The sequence below is a fragment of the Duodenibacillus massiliensis genome (assembly GCF_928721995.1).
In the GTDB taxonomy this organism is placed as follows: domain Bacteria; phylum Pseudomonadota; class Gammaproteobacteria; order Burkholderiales; family Burkholderiaceae_F; genus Duodenibacillus; species Duodenibacillus massiliensis.
The window spans coordinates 90,181-111,519 of record NZ_OV788642.1 but is presented as its reverse complement, the minus strand read 5'-3'; the positions used below and the strand labels follow the sequence as shown (position 1 = coordinate 111,519).

The following is a 21,339-nucleotide window of genomic DNA, read 5'->3' as shown; positions in this document are numbered from 1 at the left end:
AGCGCCGCTGCCAGCCGCACTGAATTATCCGTCACCGGCCCGAAAAGCGCCCGCCTTGTCCCGCTACAATGCCGTCATCAGCTAACTTTTCGATCGTTTGCCTGCCGTGCCCGCTTATCCCACACTCAAAAACCGCTCCGTTACGCTTGCCGTCACGGGCGGTATTGCCGCCTACAAGTCCTGTGAACTCGTCAGGCTCCTAAAAAAAGCCGGAGCCGATGTGAGGGTCATCATGACTGAGGCGGCGGCGCACTTTGTGACGCCCTTAACCTTTGAAGCGCTCTGCGGCCACGCCGTCGGCATTGAAAACCTCACGCGCGATATGCCGCACCTTGCGGCCACGCACGGGGCGTGCGACCTCATGATTGTGGCGCCCGCGACCGCCGACATCCTCGGTAAAGCCGCTCACGGGATTGCCGACAATCTTGTGAGCACCGCAATCATTGCGCGTGCGGCGCCCCTCGCGGTCTGTCCGGCGATGAATACACGGATGTGGGGAAACCCCGCGGTGCAGCGCTCCGTCAAAGTATTAGCTGATGACGGCGTCATGATCTGGGGACCGCAGGCGGGAAACCTTGCCTGCGGCGAAACCGGCGCAGGGCGCATGATGGAGCCGGAAGATATTGTGGAACTGGCTGCCGCGGCGCTTGCCCCCAAAACCCTTACGGGCAAAAAAGCCGTTGTGACGGCCGGCCCCACCGAAGAGCCTCTTGATCCCGTTCGGGTGATCACAAACCGTAGTTCCGGCCTTCAGGGCTATGCGCTTGCGCGAAGCCTTATGCAGGCCGGATGCGACACAGTACTGATTTCAGGCCCCACGGCATTAACCGCGCCCGCGGGTGTGCGCGTTATCTCCGTCAAAACGGCAGACGAAATGCATACGGCAGCGCTGAAAGAAACCCAAGACGCCGATATCTTTGCGGGCGTTGCCGCGGTCTGCGACTGGAAGACAGCAGAGGTTGCCCCGCAGAAAATGAAAAAGACGCCGGGGAAAGAGTCGCTTACCCTCACCTTCGTGAAAAACCCTGACATTCTCGCGGACGTTAAAAAAGCGCGGCCCACGCTTTTTGCCGTGGGCTTTGCCGCGGAAACCGAAAACTTAGAAGCCAATGCCCGGACCAAATGTGTAACGAAGGGCGCTGACCTTATTGTCGGCAACCTCGCCCCGGCAGTGTTCGGCAAGAACGAGAATACCGTGATCTTCGTGACAAAAACCGGCGTCACAGAACTTCCGACCATGACTAAAGACGAAACCGCGCAGCGCATCACGGACTTTATTGCGGCAAGCCTTAAGGACAGTAACCATGCGTGATCCCTTCAGTCTTGAGCCGCCCGACGGCGACTATGTGGCCTACCTCGATAAGCTCATGAAAGGCAAAATCGGGAGTCTGAGCTCCTTGTCCGTCACCGCAGACAACGGCATGGTGACCGTGAGAAGCACGGCTGAACCCGCTCCTCTTCAGGGGGACGCGGTGCCCGCCGACACGGACTATGACCCCTACCTTAAAAATGAACCCGTTGTGCGCATGGCCTTTGCCCTCATCCGCCTTGCGGGGCCCTTGATTGCCCTCGCTGGCGTCATTCTCATGGCCACAGGCGTTGCCTTTGACCGTTCCGACAACATCCCCTTAGGTATGATCCTCGTCTTTATCGGCGTGGTGACCACCGCCCAGGCCAGAAACAAGAAAAGATAGATAGATATGAAAGTCGATCTCAAAATTTTGGATGACCGCATCCGCACGCAGCTCCCTCAGTACGCAACACCGGGTTCCGCAGGGCTTGATTTAAGAGCCCTGGTTGATGAACCCCGCACCTTAGCCCCGGGGGAAACGTACCTTGTGCACACGGGTCTTGCGATTCACTTGGCCGACCCCGGCTACGCCGCGGTGATCCTTCCGCGAAGCGGCCTCGGGCACAAAAAGGGCATTGTGCTCGGAAACCTCGTGGGGCTAATTGACTCCGACTACCAGGGCGAACTCATGGTGAGCCTCTGGAACCGCTCCGCCGAGCCCTTTGTGTTAAATCCCTTTGAGCGCATTGCGCAGCTTGTGATCGTGCCCGTGGTGCAAGCGCAGTTTCATGTCGTCGAAGATTTTGAAGCGTCAAGCCGTGCGGCCGGGGGCTTTGGGTCGACCGGGACAAAATAACGGGATTGGTTTCGAAAGAAAGGCTGTCGGGCGTTCATGCCGGGCGGCCTTTTTTCTTGTCGGTCATGCGCAGGCTGACGCAACCAACTCAGCCTGAACCGCTTGAAACCGCGCAGACGGAAACTGCCGGCGCCGACATGATGCGCCGTTTCGATAAAGAGGAACCCGGACATTGAGCGCGGTGATGTCCGGACCTGTCTCTTAGCCGCGTGCCGTCCTTATCGCACAGGACAATGCCCTTTGCGAAGAATTCGGCTTTGCGCATACGACGTATTACCATGCCGCATACCGTGATTGCGCGATGGCAGTTGTGACTACACGAAGCGCTTCCGTCGAACGAAAGGCAGCTGAACTTAAAAGACTTTTCTCCGCAAATTTCTGAAAGCAGCGAACGACCCCGTCACCTTCCACCCTGCCCTTGCCGTTCGAATTCGCTTTACAGCCGGCGAAAGCTCCGTGCATAATGCCCGTCACCGAAAGGCAACGGCCTTTCACCGAATTTGACTCAAAAGGTTTTGTTAACCAAATGCTCTCCGCCAAGAACAACATGATGCGTATGTGCCCGATGTGCTGCTGCACACCGGTAAGCGTCTGTTGTCTGCGAAAAACCGCATAACGCGAAGAAAAGCAAACCGCAAGGCGCTTACGGAAAAACTTCCGAAGCGCCTTTTTTGTTAACCCAAGCAAACCAAAAAAACATCATGAACTTCACCAGCACGATCACCGCCCGCCTCATGTGTATGCCCATGTGTATGTGTCAGACCATCCACGTGAGCCCGGTGTCGTGCGCGCAAAAAGTGAGGAAACCCAAGACTTAAAGCGCAAACAACCAACACCACCTGCAAACGCCGGCTCACACCAGAAAAGCCGGCGTTTTTTTATGAACTGAATTTTTAACTGAATCGAGAAAACCCATGACCACGAAAATCCTCTCCGCCCCCTACGCCGTTACGTTTCTTTCTGCAACGCCCGTGCCCGCCTGGAGCCGCAGCCCAGAGCGCCTGCGCTCGCCCCGCCGCGCCGCGGTGCGAGTTCCTTCTGTGAAGTCAGCCTGCACCAACCGCCGCTGATTCCGAACAAAACCAATTCGAACAAACTTTTAAAACAGACTTTTAAGGACAAGACAAAATGCCATTCACCATCACCCGCCGCAAACTCACCGCCGCCGCTCTTTCGCTATTTACCCTTGCCGCGCTTGCGGCCGCCAACGCCCTTGCCGCTGAAGACCTCGCCGACAAAATTGCCCGCACCGGGGAACTGAGAATCGACACCGAAGGCGTCTATCCGCCGTTTACCTACCACGATGCCGCAGGGAAACTTACCGGGGCCGACGTTGAATTCGGCCGGAAACTTGCCGAAAAGCTTGGCGTCAAACCGGTCTTTGCGGAAACGCCCCTGTGCGGGTTTGACGAGCACCGACCATGTGCGGCCTGAAACGATCGGGGATCTCTCCTACGGTGTGACCGCGGACTTTCGGTTTATCACCGGTGAGATCTTCTCCTCCACCCTCTCCTACAGCTTTAACGGGTCGGATAAGAGCGAAAAACCACGCGTTTATGCTCAATACGTCCTGGAAGTTTTAATCGGAGATCCTTATCACGCCGGACTGCATCTACCCGTATTACGACAATGACGGGTTTTTCAGCGTCGGCATCACTGATTTTCTTTGCGGCCCAAAACTGCTCACGAGGTAAGCCTTTCGTCCAATACCAACCGCCGCCAAAGGCTGCGCGCAATCGGTTAAACTGCGTCCCGCATCCGAACTAAGCAATTTCTTTTAGAAACAGCCCGGTGCTGTTTCTGAGGTTGACCATGTCCTCTAGCGCCGAAACAAAGACTTCCGACGCGCCCGAAAATACCCGTCCGACGCGGCTCACGCCTCCCGACATCAGCGTTGGCGCCCTTTTTAAACTCGCGAGTCCCATCTTTGTCGCAAACCTCTCCATCATGGGCTCTGCGACCGTTGACACCATCATGGCAGGGCGGCTCGGCGCCGAACACCTCGCGGCCGTGGCTCTCGCGTCCGCAACGGCCGTCATGATCTTTATTTCGCTTGTGGGGATTTTGCAGGGCTTAAGCCCCATTGCGGGCCACCACTACGGCGCGCGGAAGTTTGAGAGGATCGGCTTTGAACTCACGCAGTCAGCCTGGCTCGGCGTCATTCTCACCGTGATCGGGATGGCACTGATTCTTCAGACCGACTTTTGGGTCGCGTTCGGGCAGGTGCACGGCAACGTCGCGCTGATGGCGGGAGAGTACCTCCTTTTCAGTGCCGCCGGGCTGCCGGCAGCGGTCCTCTCGCGTCCTTTTGTGGCGCTCAATGCAGCCGTTAACCGCCCCAAGGTCACGATGTATGTGGCCCTTGGGATGCTCGCGATGAAAGTGCCCTTAAACGCGCTTTTCATGTACGGTCTCTTTGGCTTACCCGAGCTCGGCGGTGCGGGCGCCGGTGCCGCTACGGCCGTGAACTCCTGGTTGTCGCTGGCTGCTTACTGGCTCATCTGGAAGTGCGACAGGTTTTACAGCCCCATGCGGCCCGCGAAGTTTTATCTGCCTGACGTCAAAGCCCTTTTGCAGCACTTAAAGCTCGGGGTCCCCATTGGGCTCTCCACCTTCTTTGAAGTGAGTTCCTTTACGCTCATGGCGATTTTTATCGCCCGTATCGGCACGATTGACGTCGCGGCGCACCAGATTGTGGGCAACATCACGGCAACGCTTTATCAGGTTCCGATGAGTCTCGGGATTGCGGTAAGCGTCCTTGTGGCCCAGTCGCTTGGGTCCGGGCACCCGCCCGTGGCGCAGCAGGTGACGTTCAGAGCGCTCAGAATCGGCCTCACGCTTGCAGTATTTGGCGCGCTTGCGCTTTACCTCGGGCGCGACGCTCTCGTCGGCCTTTACACCACGGACGCGGCGGTGCATACGCTGGCCGTGACGCTTCTCATTTACGGCGTGGTCTACCACGCCATGGACGCCTGTCAGACGATCTGCGGCTTTGCCTTACGCGGTTACCGCGTCACCTTCTGGCCGATGATGGTCTACGGCATCCTTCTCTGGGCCGTGGGGCTCGGTGGCGGCTACTGGCTCGGCTTTGACGGTCAGATTGTGGGCGGGCCTTTCGGCGCTGAAGGCTTCTGGGGGGCAACGGCCTTCGGGCTTACCTTAGCCGGCATTGCCCTTTTTGCCATGGCCTGGTTTGTCACCCACACCCGTACCAAAGAGTTTATGCGTGAAGAAGCGCACGCTTAACACGGCCCGACACCGCGTTCGGAAAGCCCGGACGCGGAGTTAGGTATTTTTACCCAGAAAAAGCTTCGGTTCGCAGGCGGCTTACCGATTTCTCCTAAGAGAAGTTCCCCATTCCCTCCCCGATAAACTGGCATCAGCCCGAAAAACTTCGGATCGGCGGGCGTTTTTCCCGCATAATAAGCCAAAACACATTGTCCCGATCGCGGGTCCTCCCACCGAAACCAAAGAAGAAAAACAATGGAATACTCCTTTGCCGAGAGCGGCATGCTTTTGCTCAAAGTCAACATGGTGCAGGCCGTGGCGCTTGCGGTGATCACCTACTTTTTAGGCGTCTGGATCAAGCGGCGCGTCCCGGTTCTGGCGCGCTTCAGCATCCCGAGCCCCGTGATCGGCGGCATGCTCTGTGCGGCGATCCTTTCGGGCCTGGAGGATCAGGGCATCATGCGCGTTACCTTTGACAGTACGCTGCAGACCGTTCTCATGCTCGGGTTCTTTACAACGATCGGGCTCACCGCAAGTCTCAAACTTGTCACCAACGGCGGAAAGATCCTCGTGACCTTTCTTATGGCCGTGACGGTCCTTGCGTTTCTGCAAAACGTCGTGGGCATGGGCGCTGCGTGGCTCATGGGCATTGACACCCACTACGGCATTTTGGCAGGCAGCGTCTCGATGATGGGAGGCTTGGGTACCGCAGCTGCCTTCGGGCCTTATTTTGAGCAAACCTACGGCATCAGCGGGGGCACGGCGATGGCAATCACCGCGGCCACCTTCGGGATGGTGGCCGCGCTTCTGGTGGGCGGTCCCTTGGGCGAATGGCTCATCCGGCGCTATAAGGTACAGATTTCGAACGAGCACGGCGATTTGGCTGAACCCCTTCACATTCCGACCGAAGTCGAAACGGGTGTGCAGGACGATCACTCGGGTAATAAACCGGCCTTTACCCGGGAACTCATGAAGGCCGTAAGCGTTGTGACACTGACGCTTGCTGCCGGCATGATTGTCTCCAAGTGGCTTGGTGCCTACATTACGCTGCCGGCCTACATCGGCTCCATGATTGTGGCAGCAATTGTGCGTAACGTCGGAGACTACACGGGCGCCTATAAGGTAACGGGCAAGGGGCTCGACGCTGTCGCGGACATCTGCCTCATTCTTTTTGTGACGATGGCGATCAACAGTCTGAAACTGCATGAACTCATAAACCTCGCCGGGCCCCTTGTGGTGATTCTAGCGCTGCAGACGGCACTGGCGCTTCTTTTCGGGTGGCTTGTGATCTTTCTTCTGATCGGCCGCAACTACACGGCCGTGATGCTTGCCGCTGGCGGCGTCGGCTTTTCGATGGGGGCGACCGCAAATGCCCTTGCGAACATGCAGGCGCTTGCTGAAAAATACGGCACCTGCCCTCAGGCCTGGCTGATTGTGGGCGTTGTGGGGGCCTTTTTGATTGACTTGATTAACGCGCTTCTCATTACGTCCATGGCGGCGCTCTAGACGATCCTCTATAGCGAGGCCTCAGTACACATCCCCGGCCGCCGTGCCGGGGTTTTTCTTCACCTATAGGATATCGCCACCTGCGCCCCTGCTGTTACGCAAGCACCCACCGGTAGCCTGTGAAGGACAAATTGTTACCAGAATTCTCAACGAACAAGGTCCTGTTACACCTGAAGTTGCTGTGCGTATTGCAGCAGTCCTGCCAGGCCCTTCCGTCGCCATGTGGTTGAGAATGTAGGCCTTTACGATGCATGGCATGCCGAACGTTCTGTCGATGCATCACGCCTCGTACGATTGCATTTACCTGCTGCAGAAACTGCCAGGACTGCAGCAGACTGAGAAAGTCCCGGTATTTGTCAAGACATATTTCCATCCGTTCTCCAAAATCTTGTAAAGAACGGATGGGGCGCATCTATCATCATGCTCTCCGACGCTTTTACATGGATCGTACTGCACCCGTTTATTGCAGGCGCGGTACTCATCCTTTGCCTCATTGTCCTTGAGAGACTCACGCGCCGGAAGTGGCCCTGGCGCTTTAAGGCAACCGTCACCTATGTCTGCGACGGGGATTCGGTGTGGGTCAAGCGCACGATCGGAGGCCGCGTGAAGCTCTCCGCGTACATGCTCACAAACGCGCTGCGCGCCTGGGAGGCGGCACGATGAAGGCGACATCGTAAAATAGGAAAGCCCCCAACACAGAGCAATGCGCTGAGGGCTTGGTCGAACCTTTATGACGAGGTATGTATGGATAATACCCAAAACAACGACGAACAAGCAACCCTCCCGAACTTCGACGCGATCCGCCATCTGGACGATGACGGCAGGGAGTACTGGTTTGCGCGCGAGCTTTACCCGCTCTTGGGATATACGACTTGGCGCAGATTCACGGAGGTCGTGGATAGGGCAAAAACCGCCTGCGTCGCAATGAAGATAGAGTCATCGGATCATTTTGACAATGTTGTCAAATTGATCGAAGCGGGCAAAGGAGCTCAACGCGAAGTCGATGACGTCGCCCTCTCCCGTTATGCCTGCTACCTGATCGTTCAGAACGGCGACCCGAGCAAGCCTGTCATTGCCGCCGGCCAAACCTACTTCGCGGTTCAAACCCGCCGCCAGGAACTCGCCGACGAGGAAGCCTTCGCCCGACTGGATGAGGATCAAAAGCGTCTGTTCTTGCGCAGGGAGATGAAGGAGCATAACAAACGGTTAAGCGATGCCGCGCATGACGCCGGCATCGTCGAACCCAAAGACTATGCCATCTTCCAAAACCACGGATACAAGGGTCTCTACGGCGGGCTTGGCAGAAAAGAGATCCACACTAGAAAGGGATTGAAACAGAGCCAGGAAATTCTTGACCACATGGGTCACGAAGAACTGGCCGCGAACCTCTTCCGAGCAACCCAGGCCGAAGCCAAACTCCGACGCGAACACATAGTCGGGAAAAGGGAGGCGAACCAAGCGCACTATTCCGTAGGGAAGGAGGTGCGGGAAACCATTAAGCGGTTAGGCGGCACGATGCCTGAAGATCTCCCGACTCCGGAGAAGAGCATTAAGCAGCTTGAACGTGAAGAAAAGAAACGGCTTGAACTTCTCGAGAAGAAGTAACCGCCCAATTTGAACCATTACCAGCCCTCGGCTCACACCCGGGGGCTTTTTTATCTGGAGAAACCATTGCCTAGCCTGAATTTTGCAGCAGCTTGTTTTTTCAGAAAGGCAGGCTGGTGCAAGATCAAAAATCGAGAAAATTCCGGGGGCATCATGGCAAAAATTCACGCGGAGCCCGATTTTGGGTGCATTACCCCCAACCCCCGATGGCACGCACCGGAAACCGAACAGCCTTACGGGCCGCAAGCCACCGAAGCCTTACGAAAACTCATTCTCGGCAAGAAAATTGAAGGCGAAGCAGTGACGCGCGACATCTACGGCCGCATCGTCTGCCGCGTTGTGTGCGATAAGCGGGACATGAGCCTCACGATGATCCGGCAGGGCTATGCCTGGCCGTACTATCAGTACTTTTACAGGCTTAGCCCCAAAGAGCGGGCGGCTTACAAAAAGGCCGCGCTACTCGCAAAAACCGAAGGGCTCGGGCTTTGGCAGGAAAAGAACCCGACCGCACCCTGGCAGTGGCGTAAAGACCACCGCACGGTCTTTACCCGCCTTATGTACTGGCTACGGCGGTTTGTGTGGTGGATTTTGCGGCGGTAAATCAGGTGCGTTTCTTTTTGGCCCGCACGGCCGCGATCTCGGCATCAACATCAGCCTGCGTGATGCCGGCCTCGGCCGCCTGCTCCTGAAGCTTTTGAAATGCGAGCATTGCTTTTGCCGTACGAACGCAGCCAAGCGTGAGCTCGAGATCACCGTTTATGAGCGGCAGTATCAGAGCCGCCGGCCTTTGCGGGCAATGACGGCCTCGCCGCCTGAAGTAAGGCCCTCCAACACCGTATCGGGATCGGCAGACAGTTCTCCGTCGGTAAAAAAGCGCATGGCGTTAATCCTTGAGGAAATACTCCACCGTCGTCACAACGCGCACGCTCTTAATGTAGGGCGTATTGCTGTCGCGGTCGGTGATGGAAAACTGGCCCTGGTTGGCGCGGCGGATTTTTCCGAGACTGCTGCCGGAGTCCTGCGCAAACTTTTCGGCCGAGGCGCGGGCGTTTTTCGTCGCCTCTTCAATCATTGCGGGCTTGACGGTGTTGAGCCCCGTAAACTGAAAGCTCGTGCGCCAGCTGTAGTCACCCACAAGCGTCACGCCGGCTTTGATGAGGTCGCTCTGGCGCACCAGAAGGTCGCGCACAAGGTCCACCTTGTCGCTTGATACCGTCACCGTCTGCGTCATCGAGTAGCGGTAGCGGCTTTTCTGATTGGCGTACATCTCAGCCTGTGCATCGGTGACCTGGGGACTTGCCACCTCGATTTCCGCGTCCGTTAAGCCCGCCTCTTTTAAAAACGCCACCACTTGGTCCTTGCGCTTTTCAATGCGGCCGTAAACGTCCTGCAGGTCGTCGCCGAGCTCACGAAACCCTACGGGCCAGATAACGCGGTCGGCCTTGACCTGGCGCTCGGAGAGGCCCTTGACGGTCACGATGCGGTCGCGGTTAACGAAGCTTTCGATGCCGCTTGAGATGTTGCTGCCTAAAAGCGCAAAGCCTCCGGCAATGCCGACGGCCAAAATCACGCTCGCGGTGACGCTGCGGGTGTCCATGGTTTGCTCCTCACAGAATTTCGAAGTACCTCTACTATAGGAGTTTCGGCTGCAAAGACGGTGCTTTCAGCTGAAAGCAATTGTTAAGGAGGAGCCTCACACGGGAGCCCTCTTCTGAAACCATGCCCGAGGGCGCGTCCTGCTGTATTGTCTTATTTCTCTGACGGTTTCAGACGTGCTGCCGGTTATTTGCGCGGGTGCCGCCGCCAAAGGAAACGACAATGCGCAACACGGTTTTTCTTACGCTCCGCATGAATCGAACCGCCAGTCAAAGTCCGGAAAGCAAAAATTTTTCGGCCATAAGTTTTTGCCATAAGCTTATAAACGTTACGAAAATGACTTTCAGGTTTTACGACCGCACAAAAGAACCGGCGGATCTCCGGGCGTTTTCCCGCGGGTTGAGGACGACGCAGGCCGCATGGTCATCATCTCCGGCAGACGCCGCATAGGAAAGACAACACTCGCAAACCCTGCCTTTACGAACGGCCCGCTGCCCTGCCGCTTTTTCCATATCAGCGATGAAAAAACAGCCAAAACCAACGTTGAGGCTTTTTGGCGGTTTAATGCTGCGACATTGGGTCTGGAATATTTTCCGCCCCCTGCCGCAACCATTGCCGGGACGATCGAATTTCTGCTCAAACAAAGTGCCAAAACACCGATGACGGTGGTTCTCGATGAGTTTCAAAACGCCGAAACTGTTGAACCTGCGCTCGTGACTGACCTCTCAGTCCTCTGGGACAAATACCGCAAAGACACCCAACTTCTGCTCGTTCTCACGGTATCAGACGGTGCCGGGCGCAGCATGACGGACGACCGCTTTTCTCCGCTCTGTGCCCGTGGCTGCGGCGAACTGACCCTGCGCCCGTTTTCGACCGGCGTCATTAAAACGATCCTCACCGAGCATTACCCTACCCGGAAGCCCGACGACCTTCTGACGCTCTTTGCCGTCACAGGCGGCATCCCGCAGTACATCAAAGTTCTGACGGAGGCGGGTTGCACCTCCGCCCGCCGAATGATCCGGTCCGTCGCCCAACCCCGCTCCTATTTCCAGCGGGAGGCCGAAACGCTCCTAAAGACGGCCTTTAAGTCTGACTGTCAGGTTTACTTTGAGCTGCTGCAGCGCATTGCTGAAGGCAAAAGCCGGCGCAGCGGCCTCGTGTCTTACTTCAGAGGGCAATCGATTGACGGGCACCTTTTCCGGCTGGAGAAGCACTTCCGGCTTATCGAGCGCGAGCGTCCCTTGGGGGCATCAAAGACAACAAACTACCGCCGGCGTCTCACTGACACGCATCTTGCTTTCTGGTTTCGGTTTTTGTATCCGTATCAGGCACTCATCGAACAGGGAGCCACGGAGCGCCTTGAAGAACAGATTCTCAAAACACTGCCCGAGCACACCGGACACCACGTTCTTACAACCTGGTCCCGCACGAAACTTGCCGAAACCGGGCCATATACCGAGATAGGTCCCTGGTGGGATAAGACCGGCGAAAACGACATAGATAGTGTGGCCGTCAACACCTTCGGGAAGAAGATTCTCTTTGCCGAAGTCAAACCGCAGAAATCCGGGATTAACCTCACGGCGCTGCAGCTCAAATCCGCGTTTTTTCTTCAGCGAAACAAAGCACTACGAACTTCACTATCAGGGCTTCAGCGCCGAAGACCTCTGATGCCGCCCGACTGTTAAGGCGCCGGGTAAAAGTCCGATAAGCGCAAAGCCGCTGCGTCTGTGTGCCGGGAAACAGTTATGATGGAGGGATTGCTTAGTTGTAACCCACATCGGAGGAACATCCATGCCTGAAGCGATTCCCGCACTGGACACAAAAATTCTCGCGGCGGTTGAGGCTCTCAAAGCCAACCCCAAGATTGCCCGCGGCATTGCCACTGCGCTTGAAGAAAGCGACAAGGCGATGAAGGAACAGTGTGAAATCTGCGAAATTCCGGCTCCCACCTTTGAAGAAAGCGTGCGCGCGCAGGAAATTGCGCGGCGCATGAAGCTCTACGGCTTAACCGACGTCACGATTGATGAGATCGGCAACGTCGTGGGCCGCCGCCCGGGTAAGGGAAAGGGCCCGTCGCTTGCGTTGGGCGCCCACATGGATACGGTGTTTCCCGCAGGAACCGACGTGACGGTTCATCAGGAAGGCAACCGCTACACCGCGCCCGGCATCGGCGACAACTGCTCGGGGCAGCGTGCTCTTCTTCAGGTTCTGCGCTGCTTTAACGAAACCGGTATTGAAACCGAGGGCGATCTGTGGTTTGTGGGTACCGTCGGCGAAGAAGGCAACGGCGACACCCGCGGCTCCAAGTGGTTTAATGCCCACCACAAGGTGGACGGCTTTATCGCGATCGACAACACCGACGTGGGCCGTATTCTGAAAGGGGCCATCGGCTCTCATCGCTGGCGCGTGAGCATCGACGGCCCTGCCGGCCACTCATACGCCGCCTTCGGCAAGGTCCCGAGCGCCATTCACGCGATGTGCATCGCCGGCGCCAAGGTTGCGCACGTCAAGGTCCCTGAAACCCCGAAGACCACCTTCACGATCGGCACCATCAAGGGCGGCACGACGGTGAACACCATCGCCGCGCACTGCGAAGTCGACATCGACATGCGCAGCCTCGATAACGATCACCTTCTTAAGCTTGAGGCCGAAATTCTCAAGTGCTTTGATGAAGGGGCCGCGGAAGAAAACGCGATCTGGAACATCACCGATCCGGAAAAGATGCTTAAGGTTACGAAGACCCAGATCGGCGACCGTCCGGCCGGTGTCAGGCCCGACGACTGCCCGGTGCTGCAGACCGCGCGCGCCGCACAGAAGCTTTTGGGCATTGAACTCACAAACTACGGCTACTCATCAACGGACGCCAATGCCCCTGTGAGTCAGGGAGTACCCGCCACCTGCCTTTCCGCGGGCGGCAAACAGGTCAACAGCCACACACTTAAGGAGTACTTCGACCGCATCGACATTCATCTCGGACCGCAGATGATTTTCCTCACGGCCGCTGCTTTGGTGGGGGCTGAGGATACGACGCCGCTGCTGCCCAAGCGCGCTTAAGCCGCAACTCGGCTGAGAAATTAGGCTCTCACGGGAATCCCCTCTGGCTTTGGCTTGAGGGGATTTTCTATTGTCTCCGGTAATTCAACATAACTTTTTACTGTTTGCCGGCACTTCTGTCCAAAATAAGTTCAGGCAAAATCACGCGCGCAAGCCAGCGACTTACGGCACGTAGATAGCAAAAGGCCACGGACATCCTGTAAAGTTTTAGCGTCAACAAAAAACTCGGAGGATGGCCATGGCCAAGTCGTCAACTTTAACGTTGTTTGTTCAACTCGTCAAACACGTTCCAGAACGAATCATTGCGGACGCTGTCGCAAAACGCCAAACTGACTATCGATCAAAAGGCGTCCGGCATGCTGATGCGCTCGTCTCTTTGCTCTTCCACCAACTATCGGAGGGGGGGATGTAAGGTTTTTTGTGTCCAGGCGATAATAGCGCTCCCGTAGGGCGCGAAAGGAATCACCGTGGCACACCGTACACCCAAAATAAACAACACCGTAAAATTTACCGACCAGCAGCAGGCCATTCTGAACGATGCCGTAGAGCAACTGATGGAAGCCGGCGGCTTAACGGCCTTAACGCAGGCTCATTTCAACGAAGCGATGAAGATCGTAGCCCAACGCTTCATCAACGCCGCCCTGCAAGGGGAACTGAAGCACCATTTGACACAGGAAGACGAAAATCTCAACGAAGAGGAATCGTCGGCTGAGCGCGTTGAAAACAAACGCAATGGGTACAGCAAGAAAACGCTTCACGGCAATAAAGGCGATTTAGAAATCCTGGTTCCCCGCGATCGCAAGGGGACTTATGTTCCCCGCCTGGTACCCAAGCACTCACGACATTTCAATGACTTCGATGACGCCATCATCGATTTATATGGACGCGGATTGTCTGCCCGTGAAATCGCTGAGTTCATCAGAAGTCAGTACCACGTTGAAGTGAGTGCCGAATTCATCAGCACCGTGACGGAAAAGGTAAATGACGACGTACGGCAATGGCAAGGCCGTCCGTTGGATTCGGTCTACCCGGTGGTGTTCTTTGACGCTTTGCGCATCAATATCCGTAAGGACGGCGTCATCAAGAAGATGGCGGTTCATTTGGCTCTCGGCGTACGTTGTGACGGCCGACGCGCTGTGCTCGGCATGTGGGTTCATGAAAACGAAGGCGCGGCTTTCTGGACGTCGGTATTTACGGAATTGAAAAACCGTGGCGTAGAGGACATCCTGATCGCCGTCACAGACGGCCTCAAGGGTATGACGCAAGCCATTGAAGCCGTATTTCCCCAAGCGCAACATCAAACCTGCATTGTCCATCTCATCCGTGCCTCTAGAGCCTTCGTCAGTCACAAGGATCGAAAGGCTGTAATGGCCGGCTTAAAGCCCATTTACCAGGCCAATACCCCCGAAGAAGCGTTGGCGGCCTTTGAAAATAGCTCTATGGGCAAACGTTACCCGTATGTAGCGCAGAGTTGGCGCTCCGCCTGGGCACAGGTGATACCCTTCTTCAACTTTCCCCGGTCGATTCGGAAGTTGTTGTATACGACCAACAGTATTGAGGCTCTCAACCGTGGCGTTCGGAAGGTAATCAAAACTCGAACCATGTTTCCGCATGAAGAATCCGCCAAGAAGCTGATTTACTTGGCACTTCAGCGCATTATGGAAAAAATGGAAGCTGCCTGTTCGTGCTTGGAGTGAAGCCATGCCGGTGTTTGCTGCCATGTACGGTGAGCGATTTGCCGCTGGGCAGGCTTAATTGCCGCGGAGTACTGAAACAGTGTTTCAGCATAGCAGTTGCAGTGTTACAACTTAAGGAGACGAAACTGCGATTTTTCCGGTAGCGGCGCGCCGCTGCATAGCCGCCGGCTATGCAGCCCTCCCATGCCGCCGTCGTACCCTGAATCATCGCATTACCACTGATAGAAAAATTGGAGCTTGACAGCCCCGAAGTACCTGGGGTTAAATACCCCTGTTAGCGAGCCAACAAGCTCAACCGTAAACCCGCGCTAGACACAAAAATCCACACACACCCAAACACGGTGGTCAAGGCATACTTCGGAACAACGGAAAACGCTGTCCGCAGTCAGGTGTGGATTGCTTTGATTGCGACATTGTTGCTGCAAATCTTGTTTCAGCGTAGCCGTGACCACAGGTATTTCAGCACTTTTAACTGGGTTGTGAGGCAGAGTCTTTGGAAATACATCCGCTTGGAACAAATCCTGAATCCGTCAATCCTCGGCCGAGATGAGCCAGAGGCATCCTGTGAGGAATCTCCGCAGATGGAGCTTCCATTCGGAAAAGTAGGCCCCTAAAACCGAAAATTCGCGTTTTCTATTTTAAATCAACAAACTATTTTTTGATGCACAAATCCGTTTTGGACAGTAGTGATAGTTTTCTCCTACATTTAATCATAAAGACAAAGATTGGATACAAAAAAGCCCGGTGATGACTCTCCCGGGCTCAGCGGTTACGACGCACCGACTTCCTTTTTCAGTGGCTTTCGGATCACCAGCAGCGGCACATCGGCCTGAGAGGCCGTGCGCGACGCGGTGGAACCAAGCACGGCGGTCATCAGGGTGTTTTGCCCGCGGCTGCCTAAAACCAGCATATCCAGGCCCGCTTTCTTTGCGTAAGCGGCGATTTCGTTACCCGGGTTTCCGGTAAGGCTTACCTCAACGGGCGTGATGCCCGCGGCTTCAAGCGTCGGGCGCACCGTATCGGCCACCCGTTCATAGCTTTCCTTACGATGCGAGGAAATGAGCTTGGCGACCATGGCGTTACCGAGCGCCATCAGGTCGGAATAGTCGCCTGAGACGTGAATGAGGTGATACTCGGCATTTTTTCCGAAAAGCTCCTTATGGTCGGCCGCATACTGCACAGCGGCACGGCTGTAGTCCGAACCGTCCACACAGATCCCGACGGCGTAATCGGCTTTTTCCGGAACCGGCCTGTTTCTTATGACGAGCACGGGTTCGGTGGTGTGCGAGAGCACGGCCCCCGTGACGCTTCCCACAAAGTAGCCGGAATGCACGCCGTAGTTTTTGCTCCCCATGATGATGAGATCCGGCGCCGTGATTTTTGCTTCTTCCACAATCGCCTTGGCGGGTTCATCGGTGAGAAACACCTTTTCTTCGGCGTGAATCTTTTCTTTGGCAAGAAATTCCCGCGAGGGCTTTAACACGTCCTCGGCGGAAATCTCGTAGTACTTCATGAGCGTTTCTTTGGAGGCAATGCGCGGCACGATTTCCGGCAGCGGCTCCGGCGCCACCAGCAGTTCAATATGCGGTTTGAGTGCCAGAAGTTCCCGGCGCGAGGCCAGAAACGCAAGCGCAGTCTTACTGTAGGAACTGCCGTCAACGGGAATCAGAATCTTCATGGAGTAACCTCTGCAACCCGGGACCGGCTTCTGAAGCAGAAACCGTCCCGCTTCCCCCGTTTATAGCGCAAATTACCCGGTCCGGCACTCTGGGCCGACACAAAGTATCGGGTGATTGGCGAAAACGTACCAAAAGCACGTCAGAGTGCCGCCGTGACCACAAAAACTGAAAGATCAGTCGCCCGGCATTGCATCCACATACAAAGCCTCATATTCGCTTACAGCTTTAGTCGGCCCGAGCCGGTACTATGCGTACTGTAAGTCGGCGGACGCGCCGCCCGTGCCGGTGACGGGAACACCGGACCAATTAAGAAAAGGCAGAGGCTCATCGGGCTTCTGCCTTTTTTCGCTGCGGAAAATTCCGTGTGCCTACTTTTTAAGCATGTCCGTCAAACCCGCGCCGTTATCATGTTTCCACAACTTTTCCACAGGACTTCTCCACCTTTTTGCGAAAAACCGTGGAAAACCGGCGCAAATTCTCCGGGCCTCAGGCCTTTTCCTTTTCCCCGGCTTCGCGCTTGCCTCTCTCCGGCGTATTAAGCCCGCCGATCCCCCAGTTTTCAGGCGGCACCTCTTCAATGATGACCGAGGTGGTCGCGGGATTTTTCCCGAGCACGCGCACCAGAAGGTCGGTGGCGCCCGCAATCAGTTCTTTTTTCTGTTCAACGGTGGGGGCTTCATAGAAATTCCGTGAGGAAACCCGCGTCTTCAGACGCGGGAGGAATCGCGGCCCTCCTTTCTCAGTTCAGTTAAAAACATCTTTCGCTTCTCAAGAAGCGAAAGTTTCTTGTAGGAAATACCGGCAGAAATCTTTGTACCGTTCAGACGGCGCACATCGAATGCACCCGAGGAGCGTCTGCCAAAAACAAAGCCGACTTCCCCTTTGCACTGCACCTTGTCAAAGAGCCTGAAGCCGTGCACTAGGTACGGAGCCTGATGGCGCTTGCGCACACCGCCTTTGAGAATCGTCAGCTTGTGGATCTGGCGATTGTGGCGGCGCGTCTGTTTCTGAAACAGGTATTCGCCCCGACGTTTTGCGTCGAGGACGCCGGCAATGCAGAAAGCGTCCGCGCAATGCGTCTTCGGCAAGCCCGCGACGATGCGCTTGTGTTTGGTCAGATACCCGTAGGTATTCGTGACAGGCAATTCGGGATGGCGCTCGCGCAGGCGGTTGAACACTGTCCAACGCATGATGCCCATGAAAGTCTCTGCCCTGAAAGAAGCGCCGCGCCGGGGACTGAACTGCTTCAACTTGCCTGCGTGATACGCCTTGTGGCACGCCTCGCACAGCGTGATGAGGTTACCCGGCGCGTCGCCTCCCGTTTTCCGACTCTCAATGTGATGCACGTTGAGAATCAGATCTTTCGATCTGCCTTTGCAGGCTTGGCAAACGTGACCGTCGCGAAAAAGAACGTACTCGCGCACGTTCCAGAATCCGAGCTGGTCGCCCTGCTGATAGTCCGTGCCTTCGACTTCGGGATTCTTGATCTTCTGAATGTCGAAGGATGCGGTTTCAATCACGATTTTGGTGATCGGAAGCACTCGGCAAACCGCTTCAATGCGCGATATGTGCGCCTGAATGCGGTTCTCCACGGACGGCGCAAGCCAACCCTTGTGCTTTGATCGAACGCGATTATCAAAACGCGGCGCACGGCAGCGGGTCTTGCGGTTGCGTCGGGCGCGGCGAAGTGCCAAGCGATTCGAGAGCAAGCCCGTCACGTCCTGCCGCAGTTCGACCTCGGAAGCCAACAACTCTTCCTTGGCGGTCGTTGCGCTCAGGCCGACGTGCTTGTAGCCCGCATCCAAACCCAAGGTGATCGGCTGCTTGGTTTCGCCCGTCGGCACCGTCAGTTGAATCACAAAGGGCGTTCGGCGCACAGGCACGGCCTTCCCGGCCCGAAGGAGCTTACGCGCCTTGGGCGGGGAGCACGGCATGAGCGGTTGCCCGCGCATATTCAACACAAAAACTTTCAAAGTGCTCTCCATTGACGGATACCTCACGGGCTCCGTCTGCTCGACCTTGCGGTCGGTGGTGATCCTTCGCCAATGTTGGAAGGGGTTTGTTGTCTGAAGCACCGCTCCTACCTCTCAGAGCTTTTAAACGCAGACCGCAGAGCGCGGGACTAGGATCGACATCCCGCGGTGCCTGTTTGCGTCCCGTCTTGCGACGGAACGGATTCCCAACCAACGGAGTCCGTCCGAAAACGGACTGAGGCTAGTCAACCAAGACTTGTTGCCAAGCCTCTGACTTCAGTCAGGGGTAGTTGACGCGGGCCGACTTGGCGATATGGGTTTCAAGCGCATCATGCTCGGGCTTTACTTCTCCGCACTAAGCCGACTTCTTTTCCCCGTAAAGCGCCGGGTCGACGTCGGCCCCGCCCATGATGAGAAAGCCGTCCACGCGGCCCAAAAGCCAGCTTACATCGTCCCAGGAAACGGACAAAGGCAGCACAATCGGGATGCCGCCCGCATCTGTCACGGACTGCAGATAGCGGTTTCTCAATGTAATCGCGCCCTCTTTAATGTCAGGCGTGACGCCGATCAGTGGTTTTCTGTTCATTTTCGACTTCCTTATTTCCCGCAGCTACGGACAAATTCTTCCCAGCCTTTAGCCCGCAGACGGCAGGCCGGACAGACACCGCACCCGTAGCCCCAGTCATGGCGGTGCGTGCGGTCGCCTTCGTAACACGTTTCCGTTTCAAAGCGGATAAGGTCCACGAGCGCCTTACCGCCGAGGTTTTCAGCAAGCATCCAGGACTGGGCTTTCGTAAGGTGCATGAGCGGCGTTTCAATCACAAAATCGCGTCCGAGCCCGAGCGACAACGTCACCTGCAGGCTCTTTAACGTATTGTCGCGGCAGTCCGGATAACCGGAATAATCCGTATCGCACATTCCGCCCACCAGCGTACGAATACCGAGCCGCCAGGCAAGAATCGCGGCGTAGTTAAAAAAGAGAAGATTGCGGCCCGGCACGAAAGTGTTGGGAAGGCCGTCCGCGCCCTCGCCGATTGCTTCACTGCGCGTTAAGGCGCAGTCAGCAATGCGGTTAAGTTCCGTGAGGTTCAGAATGTGGTCTTCACCGAGCTTACCTTGCCAACGGGGGTTGAGCGCTTGGATTATTTCGCGGATCCGTTTGCGGCAGGTTAGTTCCGATTTATGCCGCTGCCCGTAGTCAAAGCCCACGGTGTCCACCCGGTCAAAGACCGTCAGAGCCCACGCAAGGCACGTCGTTGAATCCTGGCCTCCCGAAAACAAAACCAAAGCCCGGCGCAGGCCGTCACCAGCTGCAGTTTCCGCCACTTGCTTTTCCTTTCCAAAAAAACGATGGTGCCTTGCGGCACAAAAATACGGACGTATTCTCCCTCGGCCGGCTGACGCCGTCAAAACAGGAACGAACTGCTGCACGAAGCAGGAAGGAAAGAAAAGCGGGGAAAGGAAAAAGACAGCCCGCTCATGCGGGCAGATACGAAAAAAGCTCCGAACGGAGCCTTTTGTCTGATGCAGAAAGATGTGGCGGAGTGGACGGGACTCGAACCCGCGACCCTCGACGTGACAGGCCGATATTCTAACCAACTGAACTACCACTCCGACCTTTCTCATCAATCCCGGCTGTCGCCAACCGAGGACAGGCATATTACCTGTGTTTTTTTGTTTTGGCAATACGTTCAGGTACTATTTTTCCCGGCCTGCCGTATTACACAATCAGATCGCTTCGATTTTCATTTTTATATCAAAGGGCTTACCGAAATACACCCAAGATGTCACGAGCATATCGGTCCGGCCCGCGCATAGGCTGCCGCATTCTCGCCGTTCACGCCGCCCGCAGCTGAAACCAATACCGCCGGATTCACGGACTTCACCGCATTCACAAGTTCCTCAAGTTTTTCCGGTGCGAAACGCTCACACTGCACGATGTCGCAGCCGGCCCTGACGAAGGTCAGCACCTCTTCAAGGCTCGCCGCTTCCACCGCAATCTTGCGCTCCGGCGCTGCCCGTTTGGCGTGGAAAATGGCCGCAGGCACATCCCGGCAAAACACCCGATGCTGATCAAAAATCAGAACGGAGTCAGAAAGCCCGGTGCGGTGCACCACAGCGCCGCCCGCCAGAGCAGCTGCCAGTGAGAACGTTTTGGTGCCCGGAAAATGTTTGCGCGTTACCATCACATGGCAGTCGGGATTGACGGCATGTGCCGCAGCCGTCATGACGGCCGCCCGCCCGGCAATGCCGGAGCCGTATTCCATGATGTTCTGCGCTGTTTTCTAAACCGCATGAATGGCCCCTGCAGGCCCTTCGGCGGCAAGCACGGTCTCTCCGGACTTGTACAACCCTGCATCTTTTTCCTGCCGCGTGATCCTGAGCCCGACCCGCTCAAACAGACGCGCAGCCCAGTCGATACCGAAAACAAAGCCGTCCTCTTTCGGAGCGCTCGATGTTTCAAGCCAGTTTCGAAAACTGACGGACTATTTCCGGCTGGTGGAAAAAGAGTGTCCTTTGGGAGGAGCTCAGACCAACCGCAGCTGCCGCTATGTTTTGGCTGACGCCTTTCTGCAGTTTTGGTTTCTGTGCATTAACCCGTACAGCACCATGATCGAACGCGGCCGCAACGACAGGCTCTTTGAACACATCCGTTCGATTCTGCCGAATTACGTGGGCAGGCACGTCCTTGAATCGTGGTTCGAAGGCAGGCTGAAAGAAAAAGCCTACGTGTTTCTCTCGCAGCAATCAAAATACCGCGACTACACCCTGCGCTTTGAATGCTGCAGCCTCAATGACATTCACCGGTAAGATTGAGAGTCAAAAAAAGCCGGCGGCAGAACACAGAGATTCC

At 56.2% G+C, this 21,339-nt stretch carries 22 protein-coding genes, 1 tRNA gene and 2 pseudogenes; 16 read left to right on the top strand and 9 right to left on the bottom strand.

The features are described 5' to 3' along the window. The first annotated feature begins 106 nt into the window (after nucleotides 1–106). The 11 genes from coaBC (at nucleotide 107) to NXF97_RS00440 (ending at nucleotide 9,086) form a co-directional block, all read left to right on the top strand. Nucleotides 107–1,312 (top strand): bifunctional phosphopantothenoylcysteine decarboxylase/phosphopantothenate--cysteine ligase CoaBC, encoded by a 1,206-nt coding sequence (gene coaBC / locus NXF97_RS00490; protein WP_274956047.1) that lies wholly within the window; start codon nucleotides 107–109, stop codon nucleotides 1,310–1,312. Further along, nucleotides 1,305–1,694, top strand: coding sequence for a hypothetical protein (locus tag NXF97_RS00485; RefSeq protein WP_274956046.1), 390 nt, complete (start codon nucleotides 1,305–1,307; stop codon nucleotides 1,692–1,694). The genes coaBC and NXF97_RS00485 overlap by 8 nt, the downstream gene beginning before the upstream one ends. A 6-nt stretch (nucleotides 1,695–1,700) precedes the next feature. Further along, on the top strand, nucleotides 1,701–2,147 hold the full coding sequence (gene dut / locus NXF97_RS00480; RefSeq protein WP_022374082.1) for a dUTP diphosphatase: 447 nt from the start codon (nucleotides 1,701–1,703) through the stop codon (nucleotides 2,145–2,147). Nucleotides 2,148–3,061: 914 nt separating this feature from the next. Further along, nucleotides 3,062–3,217 (top strand): hypothetical protein, encoded by a 156-nt coding sequence (locus NXF97_RS00475; protein WP_274956045.1) that lies wholly within the window; start codon nucleotides 3,062–3,064, stop codon nucleotides 3,215–3,217. A 58-nt stretch (nucleotides 3,218–3,275) separates the two neighbouring features. Beyond that, complete coding sequence (locus NXF97_RS00470; RefSeq protein ID WP_274956044.1) at nucleotides 3,276–3,581, top strand: transporter substrate-binding domain-containing protein; 306 nt, start codon at nucleotides 3,276–3,278, stop codon at nucleotides 3,579–3,581. Then, nucleotides 3,571–3,780 carry a hypothetical protein gene (locus tag NXF97_RS00465; RefSeq protein WP_274956043.1) on the top strand — a complete coding sequence of 70 codons (210 nt, stop codon included), beginning with the start codon at nucleotides 3,571–3,573 and terminating at the stop codon, nucleotides 3,778–3,780. Before NXF97_RS00470 ends, NXF97_RS00465 begins: the two co-directional genes overlap by 11 nt. Nucleotides 3,781–3,959: 179 nt before the next feature. After that, complete coding sequence (locus tag NXF97_RS00460; RefSeq protein WP_274956042.1) at nucleotides 3,960–5,393, top strand: MATE family efflux transporter; 1,434 nt, start codon at nucleotides 3,960–3,962, stop codon at nucleotides 5,391–5,393. Between the two features lie 237 nt (nucleotides 5,394–5,630). After that, entirely contained in the window at nucleotides 5,631–6,881 is a 1,251-nt protein-coding gene (gene gltS / locus NXF97_RS00455; protein WP_274956041.1) for a sodium/glutamate symporter, read from the top strand. Nucleotides 6,882–7,301: 420 nt separating this feature from the next. Next, nucleotides 7,302–7,544, top strand: coding sequence for a hypothetical protein (locus NXF97_RS00450; RefSeq protein ID WP_022374077.1), 243 nt, complete (start codon nucleotides 7,302–7,304; stop codon nucleotides 7,542–7,544). An 81-nt stretch (nucleotides 7,545–7,625) separates the two neighbouring features. Further along, on the top strand, nucleotides 7,626–8,486 hold the full coding sequence (dinD, locus tag NXF97_RS00445) for a DNA damage-inducible protein D (RefSeq protein WP_274956040.1): 861 nt from the start codon (nucleotides 7,626–7,628) through the stop codon (nucleotides 8,484–8,486). Nucleotides 8,487–8,639: 153 nt separating this feature from the next. After that, nucleotides 8,640–9,086 (top strand): thermonuclease family protein, encoded by a 447-nt coding sequence (locus NXF97_RS00440; protein WP_274956039.1) that lies wholly within the window; start codon nucleotides 8,640–8,642, stop codon nucleotides 9,084–9,086. A gap of 283 nt (nucleotides 9,087–9,369) precedes the next feature. Here the strand turns inward: NXF97_RS00440 and NXF97_RS00435 are convergent, their stop codons facing one another. Next, a complete protein-coding gene (locus NXF97_RS00435; protein ID WP_022374063.1) occupies nucleotides 9,370–10,083 on the bottom strand; it encodes an SIMPL domain-containing protein in 714 nt (237 codons plus the stop codon). A gap of 418 nt (nucleotides 10,084–10,501) precedes the next feature. Here NXF97_RS00435 and NXF97_RS00430 point away from each other — a divergent pair, with 418 nt between their 5' ends. From NXF97_RS00430 to NXF97_RS00420, 4 genes and pseudogenes are all read left to right on the top strand, one after another. Then, complete coding sequence (locus NXF97_RS00430) at nucleotides 10,502–11,767, top strand: ATP-binding protein (protein ID WP_274956038.1); 1,266 nt, start codon at nucleotides 10,502–10,504, stop codon at nucleotides 11,765–11,767. Between the two features lie 106 nt (nucleotides 11,768–11,873). After that, complete coding sequence (locus tag NXF97_RS00425) at nucleotides 11,874–13,136, top strand: M20/M25/M40 family metallo-hydrolase (protein ID WP_274956037.1); 1,263 nt, start codon at nucleotides 11,874–11,876, stop codon at nucleotides 13,134–13,136. Between the two features lie 232 nt (nucleotides 13,137–13,368). Next, nucleotides 13,369–13,548 (top strand): DUF4372 domain-containing protein, encoded by a 180-nt coding sequence (locus NXF97_RS10755; RefSeq protein ID WP_353885215.1) that lies wholly within the window; start codon nucleotides 13,369–13,371, stop codon nucleotides 13,546–13,548. Nucleotides 13,549–13,690: 142 nt separating this feature from the next. Further along, nucleotides 13,691–14,891, top strand: a pseudogene (locus tag NXF97_RS00420) (IS256 family transposase). A gap of 711 nt (nucleotides 14,892–15,602) precedes the next feature. Here the strand turns inward: NXF97_RS00420 and NXF97_RS00415 are convergent. From NXF97_RS00415 to NXF97_RS10750, 8 genes and pseudogenes are all read right to left on the bottom strand, one after another. Beyond that, nucleotides 15,603–16,511, bottom strand: a complete 909-nt coding sequence (locus NXF97_RS00415) for a universal stress protein (RefSeq protein ID WP_274956036.1) — start codon at nucleotides 16,509–16,511, stop codon at nucleotides 15,603–15,605. A gap of 487 nt (nucleotides 16,512–16,998) precedes the next feature. Continuing rightward, nucleotides 16,999–17,223, bottom strand: coding sequence for a tautomerase family protein (locus tag NXF97_RS00410; protein ID WP_274956708.1), 225 nt, complete (start codon nucleotides 17,221–17,223; stop codon nucleotides 16,999–17,001). After that, a complete protein-coding gene (gene iscB, locus NXF97_RS00405; RefSeq protein WP_274956035.1) occupies nucleotides 17,220–18,497 on the bottom strand; it encodes an RNA-guided endonuclease IscB in 1,278 nt (425 codons plus the stop codon). Before iscB ends, NXF97_RS00410 begins: the two co-directional genes overlap by 4 nt. 343 nt (nucleotides 18,498–18,840) lie before the next feature. Further along, entirely contained in the window at nucleotides 18,841–19,071 is a 231-nt protein-coding gene (locus tag NXF97_RS00400) for a gamma-glutamyl-gamma-aminobutyrate hydrolase family protein (RefSeq protein WP_274956034.1), read from the bottom strand. 11 nt (nucleotides 19,072–19,082) lie between these two features. Continuing rightward, entirely contained in the window at nucleotides 19,083–19,811 is a 729-nt protein-coding gene (queC, locus tag NXF97_RS00395; RefSeq protein ID WP_074009349.1) for a 7-cyano-7-deazaguanine synthase QueC, read from the bottom strand. Nucleotides 19,812–20,022: 211 nt separating this feature from the next. Further along, nucleotides 20,023–20,099, bottom strand: a tRNA-Asp gene (locus tag NXF97_RS00390). 173 nt (nucleotides 20,100–20,272) lie between these two features. Then, nucleotides 20,273–20,752, bottom strand: a complete 480-nt coding sequence (locus tag NXF97_RS00385; RefSeq protein WP_274956033.1) for a hypothetical protein — start codon at nucleotides 20,750–20,752, stop codon at nucleotides 20,273–20,275. 18 nt (nucleotides 20,753–20,770) lie between these two features. After that, nucleotides 20,771–20,920, bottom strand: a pseudogene (locus NXF97_RS10750) (hypothetical protein); the annotation flags it as partial. A gap of 82 nt (nucleotides 20,921–21,002) precedes the next feature. Between NXF97_RS10750 and NXF97_RS00380 the strand changes: the two are divergent. Next, entirely contained in the window at nucleotides 21,003–21,296 is a 294-nt protein-coding gene (locus NXF97_RS00380) for a hypothetical protein (protein ID WP_274956032.1), read from the top strand. The last annotated feature ends 43 nt before the right edge of the window (nucleotides 21,297–21,339 follow it).